Raw genomic sequence first — 22269 nt, forward strand, 5'->3', positions numbered from 1 at the left:
TGCAGTCTTGTTGCGGCGCCGCATGATAGGGGAGACCCCTCATGCGGCGCCGCTGTCTGCCTTCGGCGAAAAAAAACCCGAGCTTTTGCAAGCTCGGGTTGAATCCACCATGGAGGCGGTGGAGGAGACAATCGGTGCGAAAACGTTTTCGCGTAGAAGCAGTTTAGCGTCGAGTTATGCTGCGCCGCAATATATTTTGTGTGAACGAATTGGAGCTTTGCCTCTAAATGACCATGGAATGCACTGTCAGTTGGCTGGGCCCCGAGGGCCCTAGCGGCATGAGCTTTGTTGCGGAGACCGGCAGCGGTCATGTGCTGTCCATGGACGGCGCACCGGATGGCGGCGGCCGCAACCTGGCGCCGCGGCCGATGGAGACCGTGCTGGCGGGCACTGGCGGCTGCACGGCCTATGACGTCGTGCTGATTCTCAAGCGCGGCCGCCATGACGTGCGCGGCTGCAAGGTCACGCTGAAGGCCGAGCGCGCGACGAGCGACCCCAAGGTCTTCACCGCCATCCACTTCCATTTCGTCGTCAGTGGTAAGGCGCTGAAGCCCGAGATCGTCGAGCGGGCGGTTGCGCTGTCCCACGAGAAGTACTGCTCGGCGACAGCGATGCTCGCCAAGACCTCGGCCATCAGCACGTCCTTCGAGGTGCTGGAAGTCTGATCAGATGTGGTGGGCCACGGTCGTCATGACCTTGGCCGCCGCCCGCATCAGCTCGGGAATCGGCGTCAGCAGCGGTTGCGCGCCTGCCGCGAGCGCCGCTTCGGCATGCTCCGCTTCTTCGCGTCGCATCTGCTCGACGATGGCCCGGGAGGGCGCATCCGCCTCGGGCAGGCGTCCCAGATGCGAGGCCAGGTGGGCCTCGACCTGACGCTCGGTCTCAACGACGAATCCCAGGCTCCACTTGTCCCCTGCCAGCCCAGCGAGGCTTCCCCAGGCGAACGCGCCCGCCCACCAAAGTGGGGCGAGATGGCTGGTGTGGCTGCCCAGTTCGGCGATTCGGTCGGCCGTCCATGCCAGGTGATCCAGTTCCTCTTGGGCGGCCTCTTCGAAGTGATGCCGCAGCGATTCGCTGCGGCTGAACAGGGCTTGCGACTGGTACAGCGCCTGGGCGCAGATTTCGCCGACGTGATTGACACGCATCAGCGCTGCTGCCTGCCGCGCGTCTGCCGCACTCAGTTCAACCGGAGGCTCGGCTGCGGAGGGGGAGTGCCGGGCGGCTCGCGTCGGGACAAAGACCGTGCGAAGTCCGGTGTCCAGCGCGATGATCAACCGGTCACCAAAATTCAGATCACGACGATGCGACTTGCTTGCTTCGGATTGCATTCAGTTAAGCAATGTTTCAATGAAGAGATGGTGAAACCGGGATGACGTTGTGGCCCCGCAACGACAACACATAATTTCATATCCGTGAATTCCCGAGGCCCCCCGAGCTCTGGTGGAATACGCGCACTTCCTCACAGGAGGTGAGTCGCTGCGCTGTTCGGCCCCGGCTCGGATGAATACCTAGGAGTATCGAATGAAGAAAGCTCTGATTGCCCTGGCCGTCCTCGGCCTGACTGGCGGCGCTGCCGTCGCGCAATCCTCGGTCACCCTGTTTGGCATCCTGGATGTCAGCGCGCGCTATGTGAAGTACAGCGGCAAGAGCGTGAAGCTGCTCGGCACTGACGGCCTGAACAGCAGCCGTCTGGGCGTGCGCGGCGTCGAGGACCTCGGCAGCGGCCTGAAGGCCGGTTTCTGGCTCGAGTCGGCTGTGAACCCCGACACCGGTACGGTCGACGCGACCCGTTTCTGGGGCCGTCGCGCCACCGTCAGCCTGATTGGTGAGTTCGGTGAAGTCCGCCTGGGCCGCGCCAAGACTTCTGCCCGCCTGCACATCGACGACTTCGATCCGACGTCGACGACCGGCCTGGGCAACGTTGCCGCCCTCTACTCGACGCTGGGTAGCGCGGCTGACACGCTGAACCGCTCGGACAACATGGTCAGCTATTTCCTGCCGACCAACCTGGGCGGCATCTACGGCTCGGTCGACGTCGCAGCAGGCGAAGGCGTCGTGGGTCGCAAGATGCAGAGCGCGCGTATCGGCTACAAGCAAGGCCCGATCAACGTCGCAGGTGCGATCGCTACGACGACCGGTACCGGCAATGCCAAGTACAAACTGACCACCATCGGTGGCGCCTACGACCTCGGCGTGGTTCGTCCTTCGGTCAACTATGCGCAGACGGAATTCCTGAATCGCGAGCAGAAGATCTGGACCTTCGCAGTGACCGCGCCTCTGGGCCAAGGTCAACTGTGGGCTTCGTACACGGATGCCAAGGCCAACGCCGGCGCTGAAACGTCGGTGACGGGCTACACCCGGATCGGCGATGCGAACCTGCTGGCTGCTGGTTACATCTACAACCTGTCCAAGCGCACCGCGCTGTACACCACGGTTGCCAAGCTGAAGAACAAGACCAGCAGTGGCGCCAGCTTCGTGCTGAACAGCCTGACGCTGCCGGGCGGTGTGTTGCCTGGTGGTGCCCAAGGCGGTGTCGACGTCGGCATCCGTCACAGCTTCTGATGTCGCGCGGCCTCCGGGCCGCAGCAACACCAGCCAAGCCGCCTTCGGGCGGCTTTTCTTTTGTCCCCTGGGGGACAGGGGAATTCGCTGTGGGCAATCAACAACAGACCTCACGTTATGGCAGAGCGCATCGCTGAGAATCAAGCGGTTCACTTTTCTTCGCAGGAGACAACCTTGATGAAAAAAGCCTCTCTGGCTATCGCCGTTCTGGCCGCCAGCACTTCCGCCGCTTGGGCCCAGTCCAGCGTTACCCTGTATGGCATCGTGGACGCTGCTGCGCGTTACACCAGCAACGCCAACCCCGGTGTTGCCACCAAGCAGCTGATTCCCGGCGGCATGTCGCAGAGCCGCCTCGGTGTGAACGTCACCGAAGACATGGGTGGCGGCCTGAAGGCACTGGTCAACATGGAGCACCGCCTGAGTTCGGATACCGGCGCCGTTGCTGCCGCTGAATTCTGGCGTCAAGCCTGGGTTGGTCTGCAGTCCAGCGAATTCGGTCAGGTTCGTCTGGGTCGCCAGTACAACATCCTGTTCGACCTGTACACGTCGACCTTCGCCTCCTTCCGCTACTCGCCGTATATCGAGGCCTACAAGCCCGAGATCGGCATGTCCATGGCTGCTCGCCAGGACAACATGGTCAAGTACCTGGTCCAGGTCGGCAGCTTCTACGCCGAAGTGCAAGTGAGCGCTGGTGAAGGCCAGGCAGGCGCTGCCGCTCAATTGCCCAACAAGACCATCGGTGGTCTGGTGCGCTACAACGACGGCAAGTTCGGCGCTGGCGGTGCATATCTGCAGGCTACCGAGCAGACGGGCAAGAAGATCAAGGCGACGGTGCTCGGCGCGTCCTACACGGACGGTCCGCTGTATGTCCACGCGTCTTGGGGTGAGAACAAGTTCGAAAACCCCTTCAACCTGCTGAATCAGACGAGCGCCGCCGGCTTCGCTGCATCCGCGGCAGCCAACAGCCCGTTCGCGGTGGCCCTGGGTACGCGTGGTGCGTACACCTCTGGCATTCTGGGCGCCAGCATCTTCACGAACGACTCGGCCGACATCAAGAAGCGCACCATGCTGATGTTCGGTGCAACGTATCAGCTGACCCCTCAGCTGAACATTGGCGGCAATGTGTGGCTGACCGAGCAGACGCACTACGGCACGGCGCAGAACCTGGCCGCTCCGTTCGCCAACGCGCTCGGCTTCGCGACCAACGCCAACAACAAGTCCAAGGCCACCTTCGCGGCCGTCGTTCTGGACTACGCCTTCTCCAAGCGCACTGACGCCTACCTGGAAGTCGACTACACCAAGCTGAACGCCAGCGGCGGTGAAGTCCTGTTCCTGAACGGCGCCAGCAAGCGTGGCGGCGCGATGGTGGGTCTGCGTCACCGCTTCTGATGACGACGCGGGGCTGCAAGGTCCTGCGAGATGTCTCAACGGGCCGCGTCAGCGGCCCGTTTTTATTGGTGATGGCGAAAGGCTGCCACGCTAGGGCTTTCCCGGGAAGCCTGAGCCCCTTGCCTTCGCCATGATGCCGCCTTCGCGCGGCGCAATGACGCGCCCGCTTCAGAGTCTTCATGCTGGTTTTCATTCTTCGCCGCCTGGTTCAGGCTCTGGTCGTCATGCTGTCGGTGGCCTTCATCGCCTTCATGCTGTTCCAGTACGTCGGTGACCCTGTCACCAATCTGCTGGGCCAGGACGCGACCGAAGAACAGCGCATCGCGCTGCGCAAGGATCTGGGCCTGGACCAGCCCTTCCCGGTGCAGTTCGCGCGCTTTGCCGGCAACGCGGCCCAGGGTGAGTTCGGCATCAGCCTGAGGCAGGGGCGCAAGGTGTCGACCCTCATCGGCGAGCGTTTTCCGGCAACGCTGGAGTTGGCCCTCGTTGCCGGCTTGATTGCCCTGGGATTGGGCATTCCGCTCGGCGTCTACGCAGCGCTGCGGCGCGGCAAGGCCAGCGCGCAGTTGCTGATGACGGGCACGCTGTTCGGCGTCAGCCTGCCCAACTTCGTCATCGGCATCGTGCTGATCTGGGTCTTCGCCGTGGAGCTCAAGTGGCTGCCGAGCTTTGGGCGCGGTGAGGTCGTCGCGTTCGGCACATGGACGTCGGGCCTGCTGACCCGTGACGGCCTGCTGCACCTGATCCTGCCTGCCTTCACGCTGTCGGCTTTCCAGCTGACTCTGATCATGCGACTGGTGCGTGCCGAGATGCTGGAGGTGCTGCGCACCGACTACATCCGCTTCGCGCGTGCCCGCGGCCTGACGGATCGCAGCGTCTACTTCGGCCATGCGCTGAAGAACACGCTGGTGCCCGTCATCACCATCACCGGCTTGCAACTCGGTTCGCTGATTGCCTTCGCCATCATCACCGAGCAAGTGTTCCAGTGGCCCGGCATGGGCCTGCTCTTCATCCAGGCCGTGCAGTTCGCCGACATCCCCGTCATGGCGGCCTACCTCTGCCTGATCTCGCTGATCTTCGTCGTCATCAACCTTGGCGTCGATCTGCTCTATTTCGCCGTCGATCCGCGCTTGCGCGTCGAAGGCAAGGCGCATTGACGATGGCTGTTGACGCCAACCCCAATCCCACGCCGTCGGCCTCCGCGCTGCGCGGCTTCTTCGACGGCGACGTCTGGCATTCGTTCCGCACGTCGCCGGTCGCGATGCTGGCCGCCGGCATCGCGCTGGTCTGCTTCGTCTGCGCGCTGTTCGCGGAAGTCGTCGCGCCGCACAACCCCTTCGACCTGGCGACGCTCGAGCTGCTGGACTCGTTGAAGCCGCCGTCCTGGGTTGACGGTGGCGAGCCCAGGTATTGGCTGGGCACCGACGGCCAGGGCCGCGACATCCTGTCGGCGCTGATGTATGGCGCCCGCATCTCGCTGCTCGTCGGCATCGCGTCGGTGCTGCTGTCCATCCTGATCGGCGTCAGCCTCGGCCTGCTGGCCGGCTTCGTCGGTGGGCGGACCGATGCTTTCATCATGCGCATCTGCGATGTGATGCTGTCTTTCCCGTCCATCCTCGTCGCGTTGATGATCAGTGGCGTCGGCCGCAGTCTCTTCCCGCACGCGCCCGACATGCTGGCCTTCATCGTCCTCGTGCTGGCCATCTCGCTGACGGGCTGGGTGCAGTACGCACGCACGGTGCGGGGCTCGACGCTGGTGGAGCGCAACAAGGAATACGTGCAGGCCGCGCGCGTCATCGGCGTCAGCGGCTTTCGCATCATGCGCCGCCACGTGCTGCCCAATGTGCTGGGCCCGGTGCTGGTGCTCGCCACCATCCAGATCGCGTCGGCCATCATCACCGAGGCCACGCTGTCCTTCCTTGGTGTCGGCGTGCCGGCGACCAGCCCCTCGCTGGGTACGCTGATCCGCAACGGCAACGACTATCTGTTCTCGGGCGAGTGGTGGATCACTGCCTGGCCCAGCGTGACGCTGATCCTGATCACGCTTAGCGTGAACCTGCTTGGCGACTGGCTGCGCGATGCGCTCAACCCCCGACTGCGTTAATGGCAATGACAGCTGCCCCGTTGCTTGAAGTTAACCACCTGCGGGTGGAGTTCCCGACCCGTCGCGGCACGCTGCTGGCGCTGGACGACATTTCCTTCGCCATCGCGCCGGGTGAGATCCTTGGCGTCGTCGGCGAATCCGGCGCCGGCAAGTCGCTGACCGGTGCGGCCATCATCGGCCTGCTGGATCCGCCCGGACGGATCGCTGCCGGCGAGATCAAGCTGGCAGGTCGTCGCATCGACAACCTGCCTTACGAGCAGTTTCGGCGCATCCGCGGGCGTGAGATCGGCGCCGTTTTCCAGGATCCGCTGACCTCGCTGAACCCGCTCTACACGGTCGGCCGCCAGCTCACCGAGACGATCACCACCCACCTCGACCTGACAGCTGCCCAGGCACGCACACGCGCTATCGAGTTGCTCGCATCCACCGGCATCCCCGCGCCCGAAGCGCGCATCGACCACTTCCCGCACCAGTTTTCGGGCGGCATGCGCCAGCGCGTCGTCATTGCGCTGGCCCTTGCGGCGAACCCCAAGCTCATCGTTGCCGACGAGCCGACGACGGCGCTGGACGTCTCCATCCAGGCACAGATCATTGCGCTGCTGAAGAAGGTCTGCCGCGAGCAAGGTGCAGCCGTCATGCTGGTCACGCACGACATGGGCGTCATCGCCGAGACCTGCGACCGGGTGGCCGTGATGTACGCCGGCCGGATCGCCGAGATCGGCCCGGTTGCCGACGTCATCCACCGCCCGGCCCACCCCTACACCGTCGGCCTGATGGGTTCCATCCCGGCCATGGACGAGGACCGCGAGCGGTTGTTGCAGATCGACGGCTCCATGCCGCGGTTGACGGCCATCCCGAGTGGCTGCGCCTTCAACCCACGCTGTGAGCGCGCCGACGAGCGTTGCCGCATCGAGCGGCCCGAACTGGTGGCGGCCAACGCAACCCGAGCCGCCTGCTGGCATCCGGTGACCCAGGAGGCCGTGCGATGAGCGTCGCCAATACGCCCCTCGTCGAGGTGCAGGACCTCGCCAAGATCTTTGATGTGTCGCCGCCCTGGCTGAACCGGGTCGTCGAGCGCAAGCCCAAGGCCTTCGTGCATGCGGTCGACGGTGTGTCATTCGAGATTCAGCGCGGCAAGACGCTGGCTCTCGTCGGCGAAAGCGGATGCGGCAAGAGCACGGTCGCGCGCCTGCTCGTCGGCCTTTACGGCACGACGCGCGGTGCGGTGCGCTTCGACGGTGAAGACATTGCCCAGACGCTGGGCGGCCCGAACGCGCTCAAGCTGCGCCGGCGCATGCAGATGATCTTCCAGGACCCGTATGCGTCGCTGAACCCGCGCTGGAAGGTGCTGGACATCGTCGCCGAGCCCCTGCGCGAGCACGGCCTGATCAGCGACAACGCCGAGGCCCGGAAGCGTGTTGGCGACCTGCTCAGCTCGGTCGGCTTGAACCCGGCTGACGCCGAGAAATTCCCGCATCAGTTCTCCGGCGGCCAGCGCCAGCGCATCTCCATCGCGCGTGCGTTGGCGACGCAGCCCGAGTTCCTCGTCTGCGACGAGCCGACCTCGGCGCTTGACGTGTCGGTGCAGGCCCAGGTCCTCAACATCATGAAGGACTTGCAGCGCGAGCGCGGCCTGACCTATCTCTTCATCTCGCACAACCTCGCGGTGGTGCGCCATGTGGCCGACCAGGTCGGTGTCATGTACCTCGGCCGCCTCGTCGAGGTGGCTGACAAGGTCGAGCTGTTCGCGCGCCCGCGCCACCCGTACACGCGGATGCTGCTGGACGCGATTCCCGACATCCACATGAGCGGCCGCTCCCGCACGCCGGTGCAGGGCGAGGTGCCCAACCCGCTGAACCCGCCCAGCGGCTGCAGCTTCCACCCGCGCTGCCCGCTGGCCAACGAACGCTGCAAGGCCGAGCGGCCTGCGCTGCTGGAGATCAAGGGCGTGCGCGTGGCCTGCCACGCGGTCGAAGAGGGCAGGGCGGCCTGATCAGCGCGCCGGCGATGACGCAGCCGACGCTGCGCTCGCCGGCTTGGGCAAGGTCAGCGGCCCCTTCTGCCCGCAACCCACGAGGGCGGTAAGGGTGATCAGCAGGGCGGCCATCTTCACGACGGTATGCCCACCTACACTGGTGGCAGTCTTTTTCATCCGCCCAGTTTATGTCCCTGTCCGCCGCCGATTACCACGCCAAGGCCCATGCGCTGCTCGCCCGTGTTGAAGCGCAGGTCGATGCCTGGCTGGACGACGACGTCGTCGACATCGACAGCCACCGCACCGGAGGCCTGCTGGAGCTCAGCATGCCGGGTGGAAGCAAGATCGTGCTGAACACCCAGCCACCCCTGCAGGAGATCTGGCTGGCCGCGCGCTCGGGCGGCTTCCACTTCAAGTTTGACGGTGCCCAGTGGGTGGACCGCGAAGGCCAGGAGTTCCTTGCGCGTCTGTCGCGCTGCGCCAGCGAGCAGGCCGGCCAGGCGCTGACGTTCAGCGCCTGACGCGCGCTATCTCTTGAAGAGGTCGAGGATCGACTTCTTCTCGTCTTCGGTGGTGGTGCCCGGCACATTCGGTTCGTTCGACAGTTCACGCACACCGTTGCCGCTGGTGTACTCCTCGTAGAACCACTCGCCGTTCACGTTGATGATGCCCTCGGGCGGCGTCATCTCGTCGACTGGCTTGCCCTTCAGCGCAAAGCCCATGTACTCGATCCAGACCGGCAGGCTCAGGCCCCCGCCGGTTTCGCGATCGCCCAGCTTGCGCGGCTGGTCGTAGCCGATCCAGACGATGGCGACGAGGTCCTTCTGGTAGCCGGCGAACCAGGCATCCATGGAGTCGTTGGTCGTACCCGTCTTGCCGTAGATGTCGGGGCGCTTCAGCGTCGCCTGGGCGCGGGCCGCGGTGCCGCTGCGCGTGACCTCCTGCAGCAGGCTGCTCATCAGGAATGCATTGCGCGGCTCGATGGCGCGAGCACCGTCGGTCAGCACGACAGGCAGGGCTTCATAGAGCAGCCGGCCCTTGTTGTCGGTGATCTTGGCGATGAGCTGCGGCGTGACGCGGTACCCGCCGTTGGCGAACACGGCATAGCCCTGGGCCATCTGCATCGGCGTCACCGAGCCGGCGCCCAGCGCCATCGTCAGGTAGGCCGGATGCTTCTCGGCCTCGAAGCCGAAGCGCGTGATCCAGTCTTGCGCGTACTTCACGCCAATGGAGTGCAGCACACGAATGGACACCATGTTCTTGGACTTGGCCAGCGCCATGCGCAGTGGCATCGGGCCTTCGAACTTGCCGTCGTAGTTCTTCGGCTCCCAGGGCTGGCTGCCGGTCGTGCCGGCGTCGAAGAACAGCGGCGCGTCATTGACGACGGTGGCCGGCGTGAAGCCCTTCTCCAGCGCAGCCGAGTAGATGAACGGCTTGAAGCTGGAGCCCGGCTGGCGCCAGGCCTGGGTCACATGGTTGAACTTGTTCTTGGCGTAGTCGAAGCCGCCGACCATCGCATGCACCTGGCCGGTCTTGGGGTCCAGGGACACGAAGGCGCCCTCGACCTCGGGCAGTTGGCTGATCGTCCACTCCCCGCCGTCCTTCTGCTTCGGGCCTTTGACCACGCGGATGACGGCACCACGGCGGATGCGGGTCTTGGGGTTGCCCTTGTCGGACAGGCCTGAAGTCGCCGGCTTGAGGCCTTCGCCGAGGATGGCGATGGCTTCGCCGCTCTGCAGTACTGCGGTGACCTTCTTCGGGTCGGCCTCCAGGACGACGGCGGCCAGCAGTTCGTCGTTGGCTGGATGGTCGGTCAGCGCTTCGGCGATGCGCGCGTCCAGCTCCTTGGTGTTGCTTGGCAGGTCGGCATAGGCCTCGGGGCCACGGTAGACCTGACGCTTCTCATAGTCGAGGATGCCGCGGCGCAACGCGCGATAGGCGGTGTTCTGCTCGGCGCTATTGAGCGTCAGGTAGATGTTCAGGCCGCGCGTGTAGGCCTCGTCGCCGTACTGGTTGAAGATAAGCTGGCGGGCCGCTTCTGCGACGAATTCGGCATGCGAGACCGCCTCCTGCACCGGCCGGATGCGCAGCTTTTCCACCTTGGCCGCGTCGCGCTGCTCCTCGGTGATGTAGCCAGTCTCGAACATCCGCTCGATGATGTATTGCTGGCGGATCGTCGCGCGGCGCGGGTTGTTGATCGGGTTGTAGGCCGATGGGGCCTTGGGCAGGCCGGCCAGCATGGCCGCCTCGGCAACGCTGAGCTTGTCCAGCGGCTTGCCAAAGTAGATCTCGCTGGCCGCCGCGAAACCATGCGCGCGGTGGCCCAGGAAGATCTGGTTCATGTAGATCTCGAGGATCTTCTCCTTGGACAGCGCCGATTCGATCTTCAGCGCCAGCAGGATCTCGTAGATCTTGCGCGTGAAGGTCTTCTCGGTGGACAGGTAGAAGTTGCGCGCCACCTGCATCGTGATCGTCGACGCGCCCTGGCTGCGCGACTCGCCGACGTTGGCCAAGCCTGCGCGAATGATGCCCAGGTAGTCGACGCCGCCATGCTGATAGAAGCGCGCGTCCTCGATGGCCAGCACGGCCTCCTGCATGACCTTGGGGATCTGCTGGATGGATTGATAGTTGCGGCGCTCCTCGCCAAACTCGCCCAGCAGCACGCCGTCGCTGGACAGCACACGCATGGGCAGCTTGGGCCGGTAGTCGGTCAGGCCGCCGATGTCGGGCAGGTTGGGGTAGGCCAGGGCAAGGCCCAGGGCCAGCATCAAGGCGACGGCCGCCATGCCGCCAGCCACCAGGCCCACGCCCCACAAGACCCAGCGGCCGAGGCGCGAACTCAGGCGGACGGGCGGATGGGATGCAGATGTGCCGGCGGGCGAAGGACTGGATGCAGCGGAGCGGGGCTTGTCATTCATGAGCCGGCGGGGCGCGCTCGAGAGCGCGTTGGGAGAAGGCCGCGGATTATAGGAAGCGCTATTGATCGCTCGCATAAGCGAAGTGCCACGCCAAACGCCGTGCCAAAAGACCGCTTCACATGTGTTTTTCAGGAGCTTGCAAGTCAGTTGAATCGTGTATGTTTAGCAACGTGGCGTTACCAGCTCGGGCCGGATTTCCGTTCGCTGTCAACGGCTTTGCTGCTAGCATTCAAGTAACTTATTAATAGTCCGATACGTAACTCGCGTGTCGGGAACAAAGGGCATGGGAATACTTGACGCACTTTTGGGTCGCAAGCACCCCCCCCTGATTGGCCTGGATATCAGCTCCTCCAGTGTCAAGCTGGTGGAGTTGAGCCAGACCAAGAGTGGCGAATTCGTGCTCGAACGGTTCGCCAGCGAGCCCTTTGAAAAGGGCTGGATCGCCGACGGCCAAATCGAGAAGTTCGATGAAGTCGCTGATGCGGTGCGCCGCGTCGTGTCGCGCAGCGGCAGCAAAACCCGCGATGCCGCCCTGGCCATGCCCCAGTCGGCCGTCATCACCAAGAAGATCATGTTGCCCGCCGGCCTGCGCGAGGAAGAGCTCGAGTTGCAGGTCGAGGCCGAGGCCAACCAGTACATCCCGTTCTCGCTCGACGAGGTCAGCCTCGACTTCTGCGTCATCGGCCCGAGCCCGACATCGGTGGGTGACGTCGAGGTGCTGATCGCCGCGTCGCGCAAGGACCGTGTGCAGGATCGCCAGGGCCTGGCCGAGGCAGCCGGCCTGCGCCCCGTCGTGCTGGACATCGAGTCACACGCCTCGCGCATGGCCATGGGCCGGCTCATTGCCGCCCTGCCCAACGAGGGCAAGGACGCCCTCGTCGCCTTGTTCGAGATCGGCGCGGACACGACCAGCCTCAAGGTGCTGCGCGATGACGAGCTTCTGTACGACCGCGATCAGTCCTTTGGCGGCTCGCAGCTGACACAGCTCATTTCGCGCCAGTACGGCTTCTCCTTCGAGGAGGCTGAGCAGAAGAAGCTCGCCAACGAACTTCCTGAAGACTACGAGAGCAGCGTGCTCAACCCCTTCGTCGACAGCCTGTCGCAGGAAATTGGCCGGGCCTTGCAGTACTTCTTCACCAGCACGCCGCATCACAAGGTGCACTACGTGATGCTGGCCGGCGGCACGGCCACGTTGCCCGGCCTCAAGGAGCGCGTGACCGACCTGACCGGCTTCGCCTGCATGGTGGTCAACCCCTTCGAGAACATGGCCATGGGCCCGGCGGTGCGCGAGCCCAAGCTGCGTCGTGAGGCGCCGTCTTATCTGACCGCCTGCGGCCTCGCGATGCGGAGGTTCTTCCAGTGATCTTGATCAACCTGCTGCCTTACCGCGAAGAGCGGCGCAAGCGGCGCAAGGCGACCTTCTTCGTCGGCCTGGGTGCGGCGGCCCTGGCGGGCGCTGGCGTGGTCGGTGCATTCTTCGTGCTGCTGCAGTTCCTGACGACGGAGCAGCAGTCGCACAACCAGTACATCCAGAACGAGATCACGCGGCTTGAGGCGCAGATCAAGGACATCGCCGACCTGAAGACGGAGATCGAGTCGCTGAAATCGCGCCAGCGCGCGGTCGAAGATTTGCAGACCGACCGCAACACGCCGGTGCAGTTGCTGAATGACCTGGCCCGCCTGGCCCCCGAAGGCATCTACCTAACGGCCATTCGTCAAGACAGCAAGATCGTCACCATCAGCGGTGTTGCGCAGACCAATGAGCGTGTGTCCGAGTTCCTGCGCAATGTGTCTCGCAGTTCCGAATGGCTGGACAAGCCCGATCTCATCGAAGTCAAGCTGGCCAATGTCACGACGAGCACGCGCGATGCACGTCGGCTGCTGGACTTCTCGATGAAGGTCTCGATCAAGACCCCGCCGCGCGACGCCGCAACGGGTGCTTCGGCGCCTAAGAAGAGCTGACCTATATGGCCACCTCCACATCCAAGATCGATCTGAATGCCTGGTTCGCCGAATTGGCGGGCCAGTTCCAAGGGCTGAACCCCAAGGAGCCGGGCCAATGGCCTTTGCTGCCCAAGCTCGCGTCCGCCCTGGCCGTGATGTTGGCCGTCATCGCTGCGGGCTACGCTTTCCTGCTGTCCGACGTCGAGGCGGGTCTGGACGCGGAGCGCAACCGCGAGCCGCAACTGCGCCAGGACTATCAGTCCAAGCTGGCCCAGGCCGTCAACCTGCCTGAACTGCGCAAGCAGAAGAGCCAGGTTGAGGAATATGTGACGCAGTTGGAGAAGCAGCTGCCAGGCAAGGCCGAGATCGATTCGCTCCTGTCCGACATCAGCAGTGCTGGCGTTGGGCGCGGGTTGCAGTTCGAGCTGTTCCGCCCGGGCCAGGTCCTGATCAAGGATTACTACGCTGAGCTGCCGATCGCCGTCAAGGTGTCGGGGCGGTATCACGACATTGGCTCTTTCGCGGCCGACGTGTCCAACCTCTCGCGCATCGTCACGCTGCACAACCTGATCGTCGTGGCACCGAGCGGCCCGCGTGATGCGAACGGCCCGCTCACCATGGAGGCCACGGCGCGCACCTATCGCTATCTCGATTCCGCCGAGGTGGCTGAGCAGCGCAAGGCCGCGGCCAAGGCAGGAGCCAAGAAATGAAGCGCCTGCTGATTTCGCTTTCAGGCGCCGTGCTGCTGGCGGGTTGCGGCAGCGACATCGACGAGTTGCGCCAGTGGATGGAGCAGCAGCGCAAAGAGGCCAAGCCCAGCGTTGCGCCCTTGCTGCCGCCCAAGAAATTCCTGCCGCAGCCCTATGAATCCGCCGCTGGCGTGGACCCCTACAGTCCACAAAAGCTCAGCGTTGCAATCAAGCAGGAAGCAGCTCAGCCCAACTCCCTGTTGACGGCCGAAATCAGCCGTCGCAAGGAACCGTTGGAGGCCTATCCGCTGGACACCATGTCCATGGTTGGCAGCCTGACGCGTGAGAACAGGCGCTATGCGCTGCTCCGCGTTGACGCCCTGCTGTATCAAGTTAAGGCCGGGGACTATCTCGGTCAGAACTTCGGCCGGATCACCAAGATCAGCGAGACCGAAATCTCGTTGCGAGAAGTCGTCCAGGACGCTGCTGGCGAGTGGATTGAACGCACCAGTACCCTCCAGCTACAGGAGAAGGGACGATGAACAGGACATTGCAGGAGAGCAAGCCGATGGGCCGTGGCTGGTTGCTGGGATTCGCACTCGCGTTGCTGGCCTCGCCCGCAGCCTGGGCGCAAACGCAGATACGCGCGATCAACGCCAGCCAGCAGGCCGGCGTCGATATCGTTCGCATTGAACTGAGCGAGGCACTGTCCGCTTTGCCGGCGGGTTTCACAATCCAGGCACCACCTCGCATCGCCATCGACCTGCCCGGCGTCGTGAATGGCATCGGGCGCAACCAGGTCGACATCAACCAGGGCAATCTGCGCTCGGCCAATGTCGCCCAGGCGGGCGATCGGTCACGCGTCGTGCTGAATCTGCGCAACGCTTCTGGCTACAAGGCGAAACTGGAGGGGAATGCCCTCGTCGTCGTGCTGGACACGGCGCCTGCCCAGGCGCAGGCACCAGGCCAGCCGGTGCATTTCGCGCAGAGCCTGAACGCCGCGCCTCTGGCGTTGCGTGATATCGACTTCCGTCGTGGCGCTGACGGCGCCGCTCGTGTGGTGGTCAATCTGCCCAGCAATCAGGTGGGCGTCGACATCCAGCAGCAGGGGCAGAACCTCGTCGTCGAATTCTTGCGCTCCAGCGTGCCCGAGAACCTGCGTCGCAAGATCGACGTTGTCGACTTCGGCACACCGGTGCAGATGATCACGACGACGCAGACGGGCGACCGCGTGCGCATGGTTGTCGAGCCCAAGGGCAACTGGGAGCACAGCGCCTACCAGAGCGACAACCAGTTCGTGCTGGAGGTCCGGCCGCTGAAGATCGATCCGAACAAGCTGACCCAAGGGCCGGGCTACGCCGGTGACAAGCTGTCGCTGAACTTCCAGAACATCGAAGTTCGCGCGCTGCTGCAGGTCATTGCCGACTTCACCAACTTCAACGTCGTCACCAGTGACACCGTCACGGGCAACGTCACTTTGCGCCTGAAGGATGTGCCTTGGGACCAGGCACTGGACATCATCATGCAGGCCAAGGGCCTGGGCTTGAAGAAGTCCGGCAACGTGCTCTGGATCGCGCCCAAGGAAGAACTCGCCGCCAAGGAGAAGCTCGATCTTGAGTCCAAGGCAGCGATTGCCCAACTCGAGGCGGTGCGCAACCAGTCCTTCCAGCTGAACTATGTGAAAGCCGAGGACATTGCCAAGGGGCTGATCGGCCAGAGTATCGGTTCCAGCAGTGGGGGCGGCAGTAGCTCGGGCTCGAGCTCAGGGACGCGCATCCTGTCGAACCGCGGCAGCGTGATCTTCGAGCCGCGGACCAACCAGCTCTTCGTGTCTGACGTCCCCAGCAAGCTCGAAGAGATCCAGGCCATGATTGCCAAGATCGATATTCCGGTGCGCCAAGTGTTGATCGAAGCCCGTATCGTCGAGGCCAACGACAAGTTCGGCCGAGCGCTCGGTATCAAGCTGGGCGTCAACGACGTACGCGGCCAGCAGGGCGGCATCCCCGGTTACAGCGTTGGCGGTGGCAACTATGTGACTGTTGGCGGCAACTACAGCGGCATCGGCTCACAGACCAACCAGGGCGTTGCAGCGAACTACAACAACACCCAGTTCGTCAACCTGCCCGCCAATACGTCGTCGGACAGCTTCAGCAACGGCAACGCGGCGACGGTGGCGTTGTCCTTGTTCAGCGCGACGGCCAACCGCTTCCTGAACCTGGAGCTGTCGGCGCTGGAGTCGGATGGCAAGGGCAAGGTGGTGTCCAGCCCGCGAATCATCACGGCCGACCAGGTCAAGGCCGTGATCGAGCAGGGCGAAGAGCTGCCTTACCAGGTCGCGACGGCCAGTGGCGCAACATCCATCGCCTTCCGCAAGGCCAACCTCAAGTTGGAAGTGACCCCGCAGATCACGCCTGAGGGCAGCGTCATCCTGAACGTGGATGTCAACAAGGACAGCCGCGGCACGCTGACGCCCCAGGGCTATGCGATCAACACGAAGCACGCCCAGACGCAGGTGCTGGTTGAGAACGGTGGCACCGTGGTGATCGGCGGCATCTATACGCAGGACGAAGGCGAGACGGTGAACAAGGTGCCGGTGCTGGGCGATGTGCCGTTCCTGGGCAACCTGTTCAAGAACAAGACGCGTACGACCTCCAAGACGGAGCTGCTGATCTTCCTGACGCCCAAGGTGGTCAGTGAGCGGGCGACGGTGCGCTGAACCCAATTGAATCGACGATGTGCTGCATGCTTACGAGTTATGCAGGGGAGTGAGCAAGATGAAGATGTTTGACGTTTGGAGCCGACGCTCAGCGCAGCTGTTGTTCAGCGCGGTGCTTGCGGGTTCGCTTGTGGCGTGCGGCGGTGGAGGCGGCAGCGCTGGAACGCCTATCAACGGCCCTGACAACGGTGCTTCGAGCCCATCCAACGCGGCTAGTGCTGTCGCAGCGGATCTTGTCGTCGTGCTCAGCAAGTCGACGATGACCAACTCTGGAACAGACTCGGTCACCGCCACGGTGACCTCCATTGATGCCAACCGTGTGGCGGTCGGCAGCGTGCCGGTGACCTTCACGGCAGATGCCAATGCCGTGGTTACGCCCGCAGGCACGGCGACCGATTCGAAATCGGGTGCGCTGTCAGCCACCATTACGCAGGGCTCTGATGCGACTGTCCGGCCGGTCACGGTGACCGTGAAATCTGGCAGCATCTCGCGAGCGGTGACATTCAGCATCGTCCAAACACCGTCTTCAACGAACCCGCAAGCCAGCGACCTGACGTTGGTGTTGAGTGCGTCCAGCATCGGCAACACGGGCAGCAAGACGGTGATTGCTACCGCCACCGCGGTCGATCAGAACCGCAACGCCTTGTCGGGCATTCCTGTGCAGCTGTCGGTCTCCGACGCCAGTGCCTTCATCGTATCGTCCTCCAATCAGACGAATTCGGGCGGCCAGGTCACCGGCACGGTCAATGTGGGACAGGACCGCTCCAACCGCACGATCACCGTCGTCGCCACCAGCGGCGCGCTGACGCGCACGGCCGCTTTCCAGGTGACGGGCGCGCGCTTCTCGCAGGCCAGCGCAGTGCCGGCGGTGGTGCAGGCCGGCGCAGCAGGCACGGTGCAATACGTGCTGTCCGACGAGAACACCAACGCCATGCCGGGCGTGTCGGTCGCCGTCTCCGGCGCGGGTATCACCAGTGCTACCGGCAAGACGGACCTGAACGGTGCCTACACCTTCAACTACACGGCGCCGAATGCGCCAGGGACGAACCTGGTCATCAAGGCTGTCGCCGGCGGCGTCGAGTCCACGGTGACGGTACCGATTCCCAGCAGCGGCAGCACGGGTGTGAATCCGGCCACGCCGCCGACGGCCAAGACGCTGAACCTGTCCGCCGATGTGGTGACCGTCAACAACGCAAGCACCAACAACCAGGTCACCGTCAACGCATCATTCCGCGACAGCGCCAATGCGCCGATCCCGAATGTTCGCGTGCTCTTCGGCGTGGTTGGCGACAACGGCACGGGCAAGATCGGTTCGAGCACAAACACCGTGCTGTCGGATGCGTCGGGTACGGCGTCCACCAGCTACTCGCCCGGCGCCGTCAGCAGCCCCACCAACGGCGTGACTATCCAGGCCTGCTGGAAGACGACCGACTTCGCGGCAGGCTCGGCGGCCTCAGGCTGCGCCGCTGCGGGTGGCACGTTGATGACCACGACGCTGACCATCGTGGCGAATCCAGTGTCCATCTCCATCGGCACGGACAATACGCTCGGCGTCGGCGCATCGGCCCTGACCTACGTGAAGAAGTACGTCGTGCTCGTGGTTGACTCCGCCGGCAATCCGAAATCGGACGTCCAGATCACGCCCTCCCTGGATCTTGGGGGCTACGGCAAGGGCTACTGGACTTTCAACGCCGGTACCAAGAAGTGGGAGCGCAGCCCCGACTTTGGCAGCGTGGGCCTGCTTGCGGCCGTCTGCCCGAACGAGGATTTGAATCGCAACGGCGTCATTGACGCCACCTCGACCAGCCCCTTCACCGAAGACATCAACAACAACAAGCAGCTGGATCCACGCAAGTCCGATGTTGCCATCACGCTGGTCGGCGCGACCAAGACCGACGCGAACGGCACGGCCGTCCTGCAACTGGAGTACCCGAAGAACCTGGCCAGCTGGGTGAACTACAAGATCACTGTTACGGCCGCCGGCGTGCTCAGCCCGCCGGCCTACTACCCGCTGGGCGTGCCGGTGACCTTGCCGTCCAAGGCTTTCCTGACCGACCTGCATGGCAGCTCGGTCGAGGTGGCGGACTACCTGTACACCTATCTGTGGTTGCCCGTCGCGGCTGATGCTATCGCCAACGAGGGTGATCCGCCGTTCAAGCTCAGCCCGTATGGCCTGTCCAGCAGCTGCACCGATTCGAAGTGACCTGCTGATCGCCCTCGTCGGCATGCCCGGCGGTGGCAAGTCCACCGTCGGTAAACAACTGGCACGCCAAATTGGCGTGCCTTTTGTCGACTCGGATCATGAGATCGAGCAGCGCGCCGGCGGCAGCGTCAAGCAGTTCTTTGAGCGGCATGGCGAGGACGCCTTTCGGGATCTTGAGACCGAGGTCATCGCCGAACTGCTCGCCAGGCCAGGGGACCGGGTGCTGGCCACGGGAGGTGGCGCGGTGCTGCGCGAACGCAATCGCGAACTCCTGCATGGCGGTGCTACGGTGCTCTACCTGCGCTCTACGCCTGAAGATCTGTTCCGCCGCCTGCGCCACGACACGACGCGGCCGTTGCTTCAGGTGCGCGACCCGCTGGCAAAGTTGCGCGAGTTGCATCAACAGCGTGACCCGCTCTACCGTCGTTGCGCCCATTACGTGCTCGAGAGCGCTCGGCCGTCGGTCCACGCCCTGGTGAACATGGCGCTGATGCAGCTGGAACTGGCGGGCTTGCTGGACCCGACGCGCGTCGCGGCGACTGTGGGCGCCGAGCCGCTTTGATGCTTGCTTGGCAGCAAGCGTAGGGTGCACAAAAGGGGCGGCTCTTACACTGCGCCGCATGCCTGCCCTCGATACCGTCCGGATCCAGCTTCCGGACAGCCGCAACTACGAAATCCGCATCGGCTCCGGCCTTCTTGACGAGACTGCCAGTTGGCAGGGCCTGCCCAAGGCGGCGACCGCGGTCATCGTCAGCAACGAAACCGTGGCGCCGCTTTACGCACAGCGCCTGCGCGAGAAGTTGCTGGCCGTTTACGCCCGAGTCGACCTCGTCGTGCTGCCAGACGGCGAGCAGCACAAGGATTGGGCCAGTCTCAACCGCATCTGCGACCACTTGCTGGGCGAGGCGCTGGATCGCAAGACCGTGCTGTTCGCACTGGGCGGAGGGGTCATTGGCGACATGACCGGCTTCGCGGCTGCGATCTACATGCGTGGTGTGCCCTTCGTGCAGGTGCCGACCACCTTGCTGGCCCAGGTCGATTCCTCGGTGGGCGGCAAGACGGCGATCAACCACCCGCTTGGCAAGAACATGCTCGGTGCCTTCTACCAGCCCGAACGCGTCATTGCCGATCTCGACACGCTGGACAGCCTGCCCGACCGGGAGCTGCGCGCCGGCCTGGCGGAGGTCATCAAGTACGGCCCCATCGCCGACGCGGGTTTCCTGTGCTGGATCGAGGACAACCTGGACGCACTGCTGGCCCGCGACAAGGCCGTGCTCGGCTACGCGGTGCGACGCAGCTGCGAAATCAAGGCCGACGTGGTTGGCCAGGACGAGCGTGAGCAGGGCCTGCGTGCGATCCTGAATTTCGGCCACACCGTCGGCCACGCCATCGAGGCGGGCCTGGGTTACGGCCAATGGCTGCACGGCGAAGCCGTGGCTTGCGGCATGGTGCTGGCGGCCGATTTGTCGCGGCGCATGGGGTTGGTGCCTGCGGATTTTGTCGAGCGTCTGAGGGCTTTGATCGAGCGCGCGGGTCTGCCGGTACATCCTCCCAAACTGGGCGCGGAGCGCTATCTGCAGCTGATGCGCGTGGACAAGAAGGCCGAATCCGGCGCGATCCGTTTCGTGCTCATCGAGGCCCTTGGTAAAGCGGGCCTGCATGCCGTGCCTGACGACGTCATTGCCGAGGTTCTGGTCGCCCACGGAGCGGCTTGATGCTTTCGCCCCAGCGCCCGCCCTTCGCCGCCGACCCGGCGCGCACCCGCGGCCGGCGCCTGCTCGAACCCGCGGCGCCGACGCGCAGCGAGTTTCAGCGCGACCGTGACCGCATCATCCACAGCACGGCGTTTCGACGGCTGGTCTACAAGACCCAGGTCTTCCTGAACCACGAGGGCGACCTGTTCCGCACGCGGCTGACGCATTCACTGGAGGTGGCCCAGCTGGGGCGCTCCATCGCGCGTAGCCTAGGGCTGGATGAGGATCTGGTGGAGGCCGTGGCCCTCGCCCATGATCTGGGCCACACGCCTTTCGGCCATGCGGGCCAGGACGTGCTGGACGACTGCATGCGGGAGCATGGCGGCTTTGAGCACAACCTGCAGTCTCTGCGCGTCGTTGACCACCTGGAGCAACGCTACCCAGACTTCGACGGCCTCAACCTGTGCTTCGAGACCCGCGAGGGCATCCTCAAGCACTGCTCGCGGCGAAATGCTGAGCTGCTCGAGGTGGCCGAGCCCGGCGGCGTTGCCACTCGCTTCCTGCATGGCGGCCAGCCCAGCCTTGAGGCCCAACTTTGCAACCTGGCCGATGAGGTCGCGTACAACGCCCATGACGTGGACGACGGTGTGCGCTCCGGCCTGATTGAATTGGAGCAACTGCTGGAAGTCGACCTTGTGCGCGAGCACTGGCGCTCAACGCTTCACGACCACCCTGGGCTTGCCGGCAAGCGCCTGCTGTTCGAGACGATCAGGCGGATGCTGTCGGCACAGGTTTACGACATCATCGACACCGCCCGGGCAGCGCTGGCCGACGCAAATCCGAGCGATCCGGAGGCCGTGCGCGGTACCGACAAGCCGTTGCTACGCTTCAGTGCCGACATGCGAACCAAGAGCACGGCGCTCAAGCGCTTTCTCTTCGCGAACCTATATCGGCATGCGCAGGTGCAGTCCACGCGCGCGCGCGCAGAGCAGGTGCTGCGCGATCTCTTTGCCGCCTACTCGGCTGACGCCAACCAGATGCCCGCCGATTTCGCCGGCCGTGAAGACCGCGAGCGGGCCTGTGCCGACTACATCGCCGGCATGACCGACCGGTTCGCGATCCGCGAGCATCACCGCCTCACGGGGAAGAGCCTCTTCTAGGTTGTTTCTTAAATTGGGGTCGGAGTCGGATATCCTGAGCGCCTCGTTTCAGGCATAGCCGAAGGTGCCGTTCATGGCCAGACTTCCCCGTCTGATCCTGCCGGGTCAGCCCCATCACGTCATCTTGCGCGGCAACAACCGGCAAGCCATCTTTTTCAGCGATCTCGATCGCCAGCGACTGCTGGATGTCATCTGTGAGGTCGCCGCTCTCTACAGCGTTGCCGTCCATGCCTATGTGCTGATGGACAACCACTTCCACCTGCTGCTGACGCCACCCACTTCGGACGCACTCAGCCGAATGATGCAGGCGCTCGGTCGGCGCTACGTAGGTTGGTTCAACGCACGCCATCAACGCAGCGGTACGTTGTGGGAAGGGCGGTTCCGGGCTGGCTTGATTGAGGGCGAGCGGCACCTGCTGGCCTGCATGCGCTACATCGAGCTCAACCCCGTGCGCGCTGGCCTGTGTGCGGAACCGGCGCAGTGGGCGTGGTCCAGTGCCGCGCACCACCTCGGACTCGTTCGGCAGGCGCTGGTCACTGAGCACGAGCTGTATTGGTCAATGGGCAACACACCCTTCGAGCGTGAACATGCCTATCGCGAATTCGTCGCCCAAGGCGTGCCCGCGCAAGAGCAGGCGCAGTTCACCGAAGCGGCCTTGCGTGGCCGTCCCGTCGGCAGTGAGGCATTCCTGAAGCCTTTGGCCATCGACCATGAGCGTGTGGTGACGAAACGACCGCGTGGCCGTCCACGCAAAGTCACCTCTCCATGACATTTGCCGAAGTCGCTTGACTATGGCCCTATTTAAATAGTCGACAAGAAGCATCGGTATTTAATTTGACTCCGACCCCAATTTAATCGAGTTGCCGCTTTTGTTGCGCTGCAGTACGCTCTCGCCCTGTTGTGTTCCAGGAGGGC

General features: G+C 64.1%; 21 protein-coding genes. 18 read left to right on the top strand and 3 right to left on the bottom strand.

Annotated elements, in window-relative coordinates; all coding sequences use genetic code 11:
• Positions 1-233 precede the first annotated feature (233 nt).
• Positions 234-665 (top strand): OsmC family protein, encoded by a 432-nt coding sequence (locus AC07V5_RS10920; RefSeq protein WP_495115704.1) that lies wholly within the window; start codon positions 234-236, stop codon positions 663-665.
• Here the strand turns inward: AC07V5_RS10920 and coq7 are convergent, their stop codons facing one another.
• Positions 666-1328 (bottom strand): 2-polyprenyl-3-methyl-6-methoxy-1,4-benzoquinone monooxygenase, encoded by a 663-nt coding sequence (gene coq7, locus AC07V5_RS10925; protein ID WP_495115705.1) that lies wholly within the window; start codon positions 1326-1328, stop codon positions 666-668.
• 193 nt (positions 1329-1521) lie between these two features.
• On the opposite strand from coq7, the gene AC07V5_RS10930 reads away from it, so the two are divergent.
• From AC07V5_RS10930 to AC07V5_RS10955, 6 genes are all read left to right on the top strand, one after another.
• A complete protein-coding gene (locus AC07V5_RS10930; protein WP_495115706.1) occupies positions 1522-2562 on the top strand; it encodes a porin in 1041 nt (346 codons plus the stop codon).
• Between the two features lie 177 nt (positions 2563-2739).
• Positions 2740-3951 (top strand): porin, encoded by a 1212-nt coding sequence (locus tag AC07V5_RS10935; protein ID WP_495115707.1) that lies wholly within the window; start codon positions 2740-2742, stop codon positions 3949-3951.
• Positions 3952-4130: 179 nt separating this feature from the next.
• Positions 4131-5108, top strand: a complete 978-nt coding sequence (locus AC07V5_RS10940; RefSeq protein ID WP_495115708.1) for an ABC transporter permease — start codon at positions 4131-4133, stop codon at positions 5106-5108.
• Positions 5109-5110: 2 nt separating this feature from the next.
• Positions 5111-6055: an ABC transporter permease gene (locus tag AC07V5_RS10945; protein ID WP_495115709.1), complete on the top strand. Its 945-nt coding sequence runs from the start codon at positions 5111-5113 to the stop codon at positions 6053-6055.
• A 5-nt stretch (positions 6056-6060) separates the two neighbouring features.
• Complete coding sequence (locus AC07V5_RS10950; protein ID WP_495115710.1) at positions 6061-7044, top strand: ABC transporter ATP-binding protein; 984 nt, start codon at positions 6061-6063, stop codon at positions 7042-7044.
• The gene (locus tag AC07V5_RS10955) at positions 7041-8048 is read left to right on the top strand and encodes an ABC transporter ATP-binding protein (RefSeq protein ID WP_495115711.1); all 1008 of its coding nucleotides are present in this window, start codon (positions 7041-7043) and stop codon (positions 8046-8048) included. The genes AC07V5_RS10950 and AC07V5_RS10955 overlap by 4 nt, the downstream gene beginning before the upstream one ends.
• Here the strand turns inward: AC07V5_RS10955 and lptM are convergent, their stop codons facing one another.
• On the bottom strand, positions 8049-8207 hold the full coding sequence (gene lptM / locus AC07V5_RS10960) for an LPS translocon maturation chaperone LptM (RefSeq protein WP_495115712.1): 159 nt from the start codon (positions 8205-8207) through the stop codon (positions 8049-8051). It abuts the gene before it with no gap.
• 11 nt (positions 8208-8218) lie between these two features.
• Between lptM and cyaY the strand changes: the two genes are divergently transcribed.
• On the top strand, positions 8219-8551 hold the full coding sequence (cyaY, locus tag AC07V5_RS10965; protein WP_495115713.1) for an iron donor protein CyaY: 333 nt from the start codon (positions 8219-8221) through the stop codon (positions 8549-8551).
• Positions 8552-8557: 6 nt separating this feature from the next.
• On the opposite strand, the gene AC07V5_RS10970 is transcribed toward cyaY, so the two are convergent.
• Positions 8558-10948 (bottom strand): penicillin-binding protein 1A, encoded by a 2391-nt coding sequence (locus AC07V5_RS10970; protein ID WP_495115714.1) that lies wholly within the window; start codon positions 10946-10948, stop codon positions 8558-8560.
• 283 nt (positions 10949-11231) lie between these two features.
• Here AC07V5_RS10970 and AC07V5_RS10975 point away from each other — a divergent pair, with 283 nt between their 5' ends.
• From AC07V5_RS10975 to AC07V5_RS11020, 10 genes are all read left to right on the top strand, one after another.
• Positions 11232-12311, top strand: coding sequence for a pilus assembly protein PilM (locus AC07V5_RS10975; protein ID WP_495115715.1), 1080 nt, complete (start codon positions 11232-11234; stop codon positions 12309-12311).
• Positions 12308-12910, top strand: a complete 603-nt coding sequence (locus AC07V5_RS10980; RefSeq protein ID WP_495115716.1) for a PilN domain-containing protein — start codon at positions 12308-12310, stop codon at positions 12908-12910. Before AC07V5_RS10975 ends, AC07V5_RS10980 begins: the two co-directional genes overlap by 4 nt.
• 5 nt (positions 12911-12915) lie before the next feature.
• A complete protein-coding gene (locus AC07V5_RS10985; protein WP_495115717.1) occupies positions 12916-13602 on the top strand; it encodes a type IV pilus inner membrane component PilO in 687 nt (228 codons plus the stop codon).
• Positions 13599-14123: a pilus assembly protein PilP gene (locus AC07V5_RS10990; RefSeq protein WP_495115718.1), complete on the top strand. Its 525-nt coding sequence runs from the start codon at positions 13599-13601 to the stop codon at positions 14121-14123. The genes AC07V5_RS10985 and AC07V5_RS10990 overlap by 4 nt, the downstream gene beginning before the upstream one ends.
• A complete protein-coding gene (locus tag AC07V5_RS10995; protein WP_495115719.1) occupies positions 14120-16297 on the top strand; it encodes a type IV pilus secretin PilQ in 2178 nt (725 codons plus the stop codon). The genes AC07V5_RS10990 and AC07V5_RS10995 overlap by 4 nt, the downstream gene beginning before the upstream one ends.
• A 58-nt stretch (positions 16298-16355) precedes the next feature.
• Positions 16356-18500 (top strand): hypothetical protein, encoded by a 2145-nt coding sequence (locus tag AC07V5_RS11000; protein ID WP_495115720.1) that lies wholly within the window; start codon positions 16356-16358, stop codon positions 18498-18500.
• Complete coding sequence (locus AC07V5_RS11005) at positions 18466-19062, top strand: shikimate kinase (protein WP_495115721.1); 597 nt, start codon at positions 18466-18468, stop codon at positions 19060-19062. Before AC07V5_RS11000 ends, AC07V5_RS11005 begins: the two co-directional genes overlap by 35 nt.
• 58 nt (positions 19063-19120) lie before the next feature.
• Positions 19121-20215 (top strand): 3-dehydroquinate synthase, encoded by a 1095-nt coding sequence (gene aroB / locus AC07V5_RS11010; RefSeq protein WP_495115722.1) that lies wholly within the window; start codon positions 19121-19123, stop codon positions 20213-20215.
• Complete coding sequence (locus tag AC07V5_RS11015) at positions 20215-21354, top strand: deoxyguanosinetriphosphate triphosphohydrolase (protein ID WP_495115723.1); 1140 nt, start codon at positions 20215-20217, stop codon at positions 21352-21354. Before aroB ends, AC07V5_RS11015 begins: the two co-directional genes overlap by 1 nt.
• A 73-nt stretch (positions 21355-21427) precedes the next feature.
• Positions 21428-22123, top strand: a complete 696-nt coding sequence (locus AC07V5_RS11020; protein WP_495115724.1) for an REP-associated tyrosine transposase — start codon at positions 21428-21430, stop codon at positions 22121-22123.
• Positions 22124-22269 lie beyond the last annotated feature (146 nt).

Source organism: Roseateles sp. GW821-FHT02E12 (assembly GCF_059421665.1).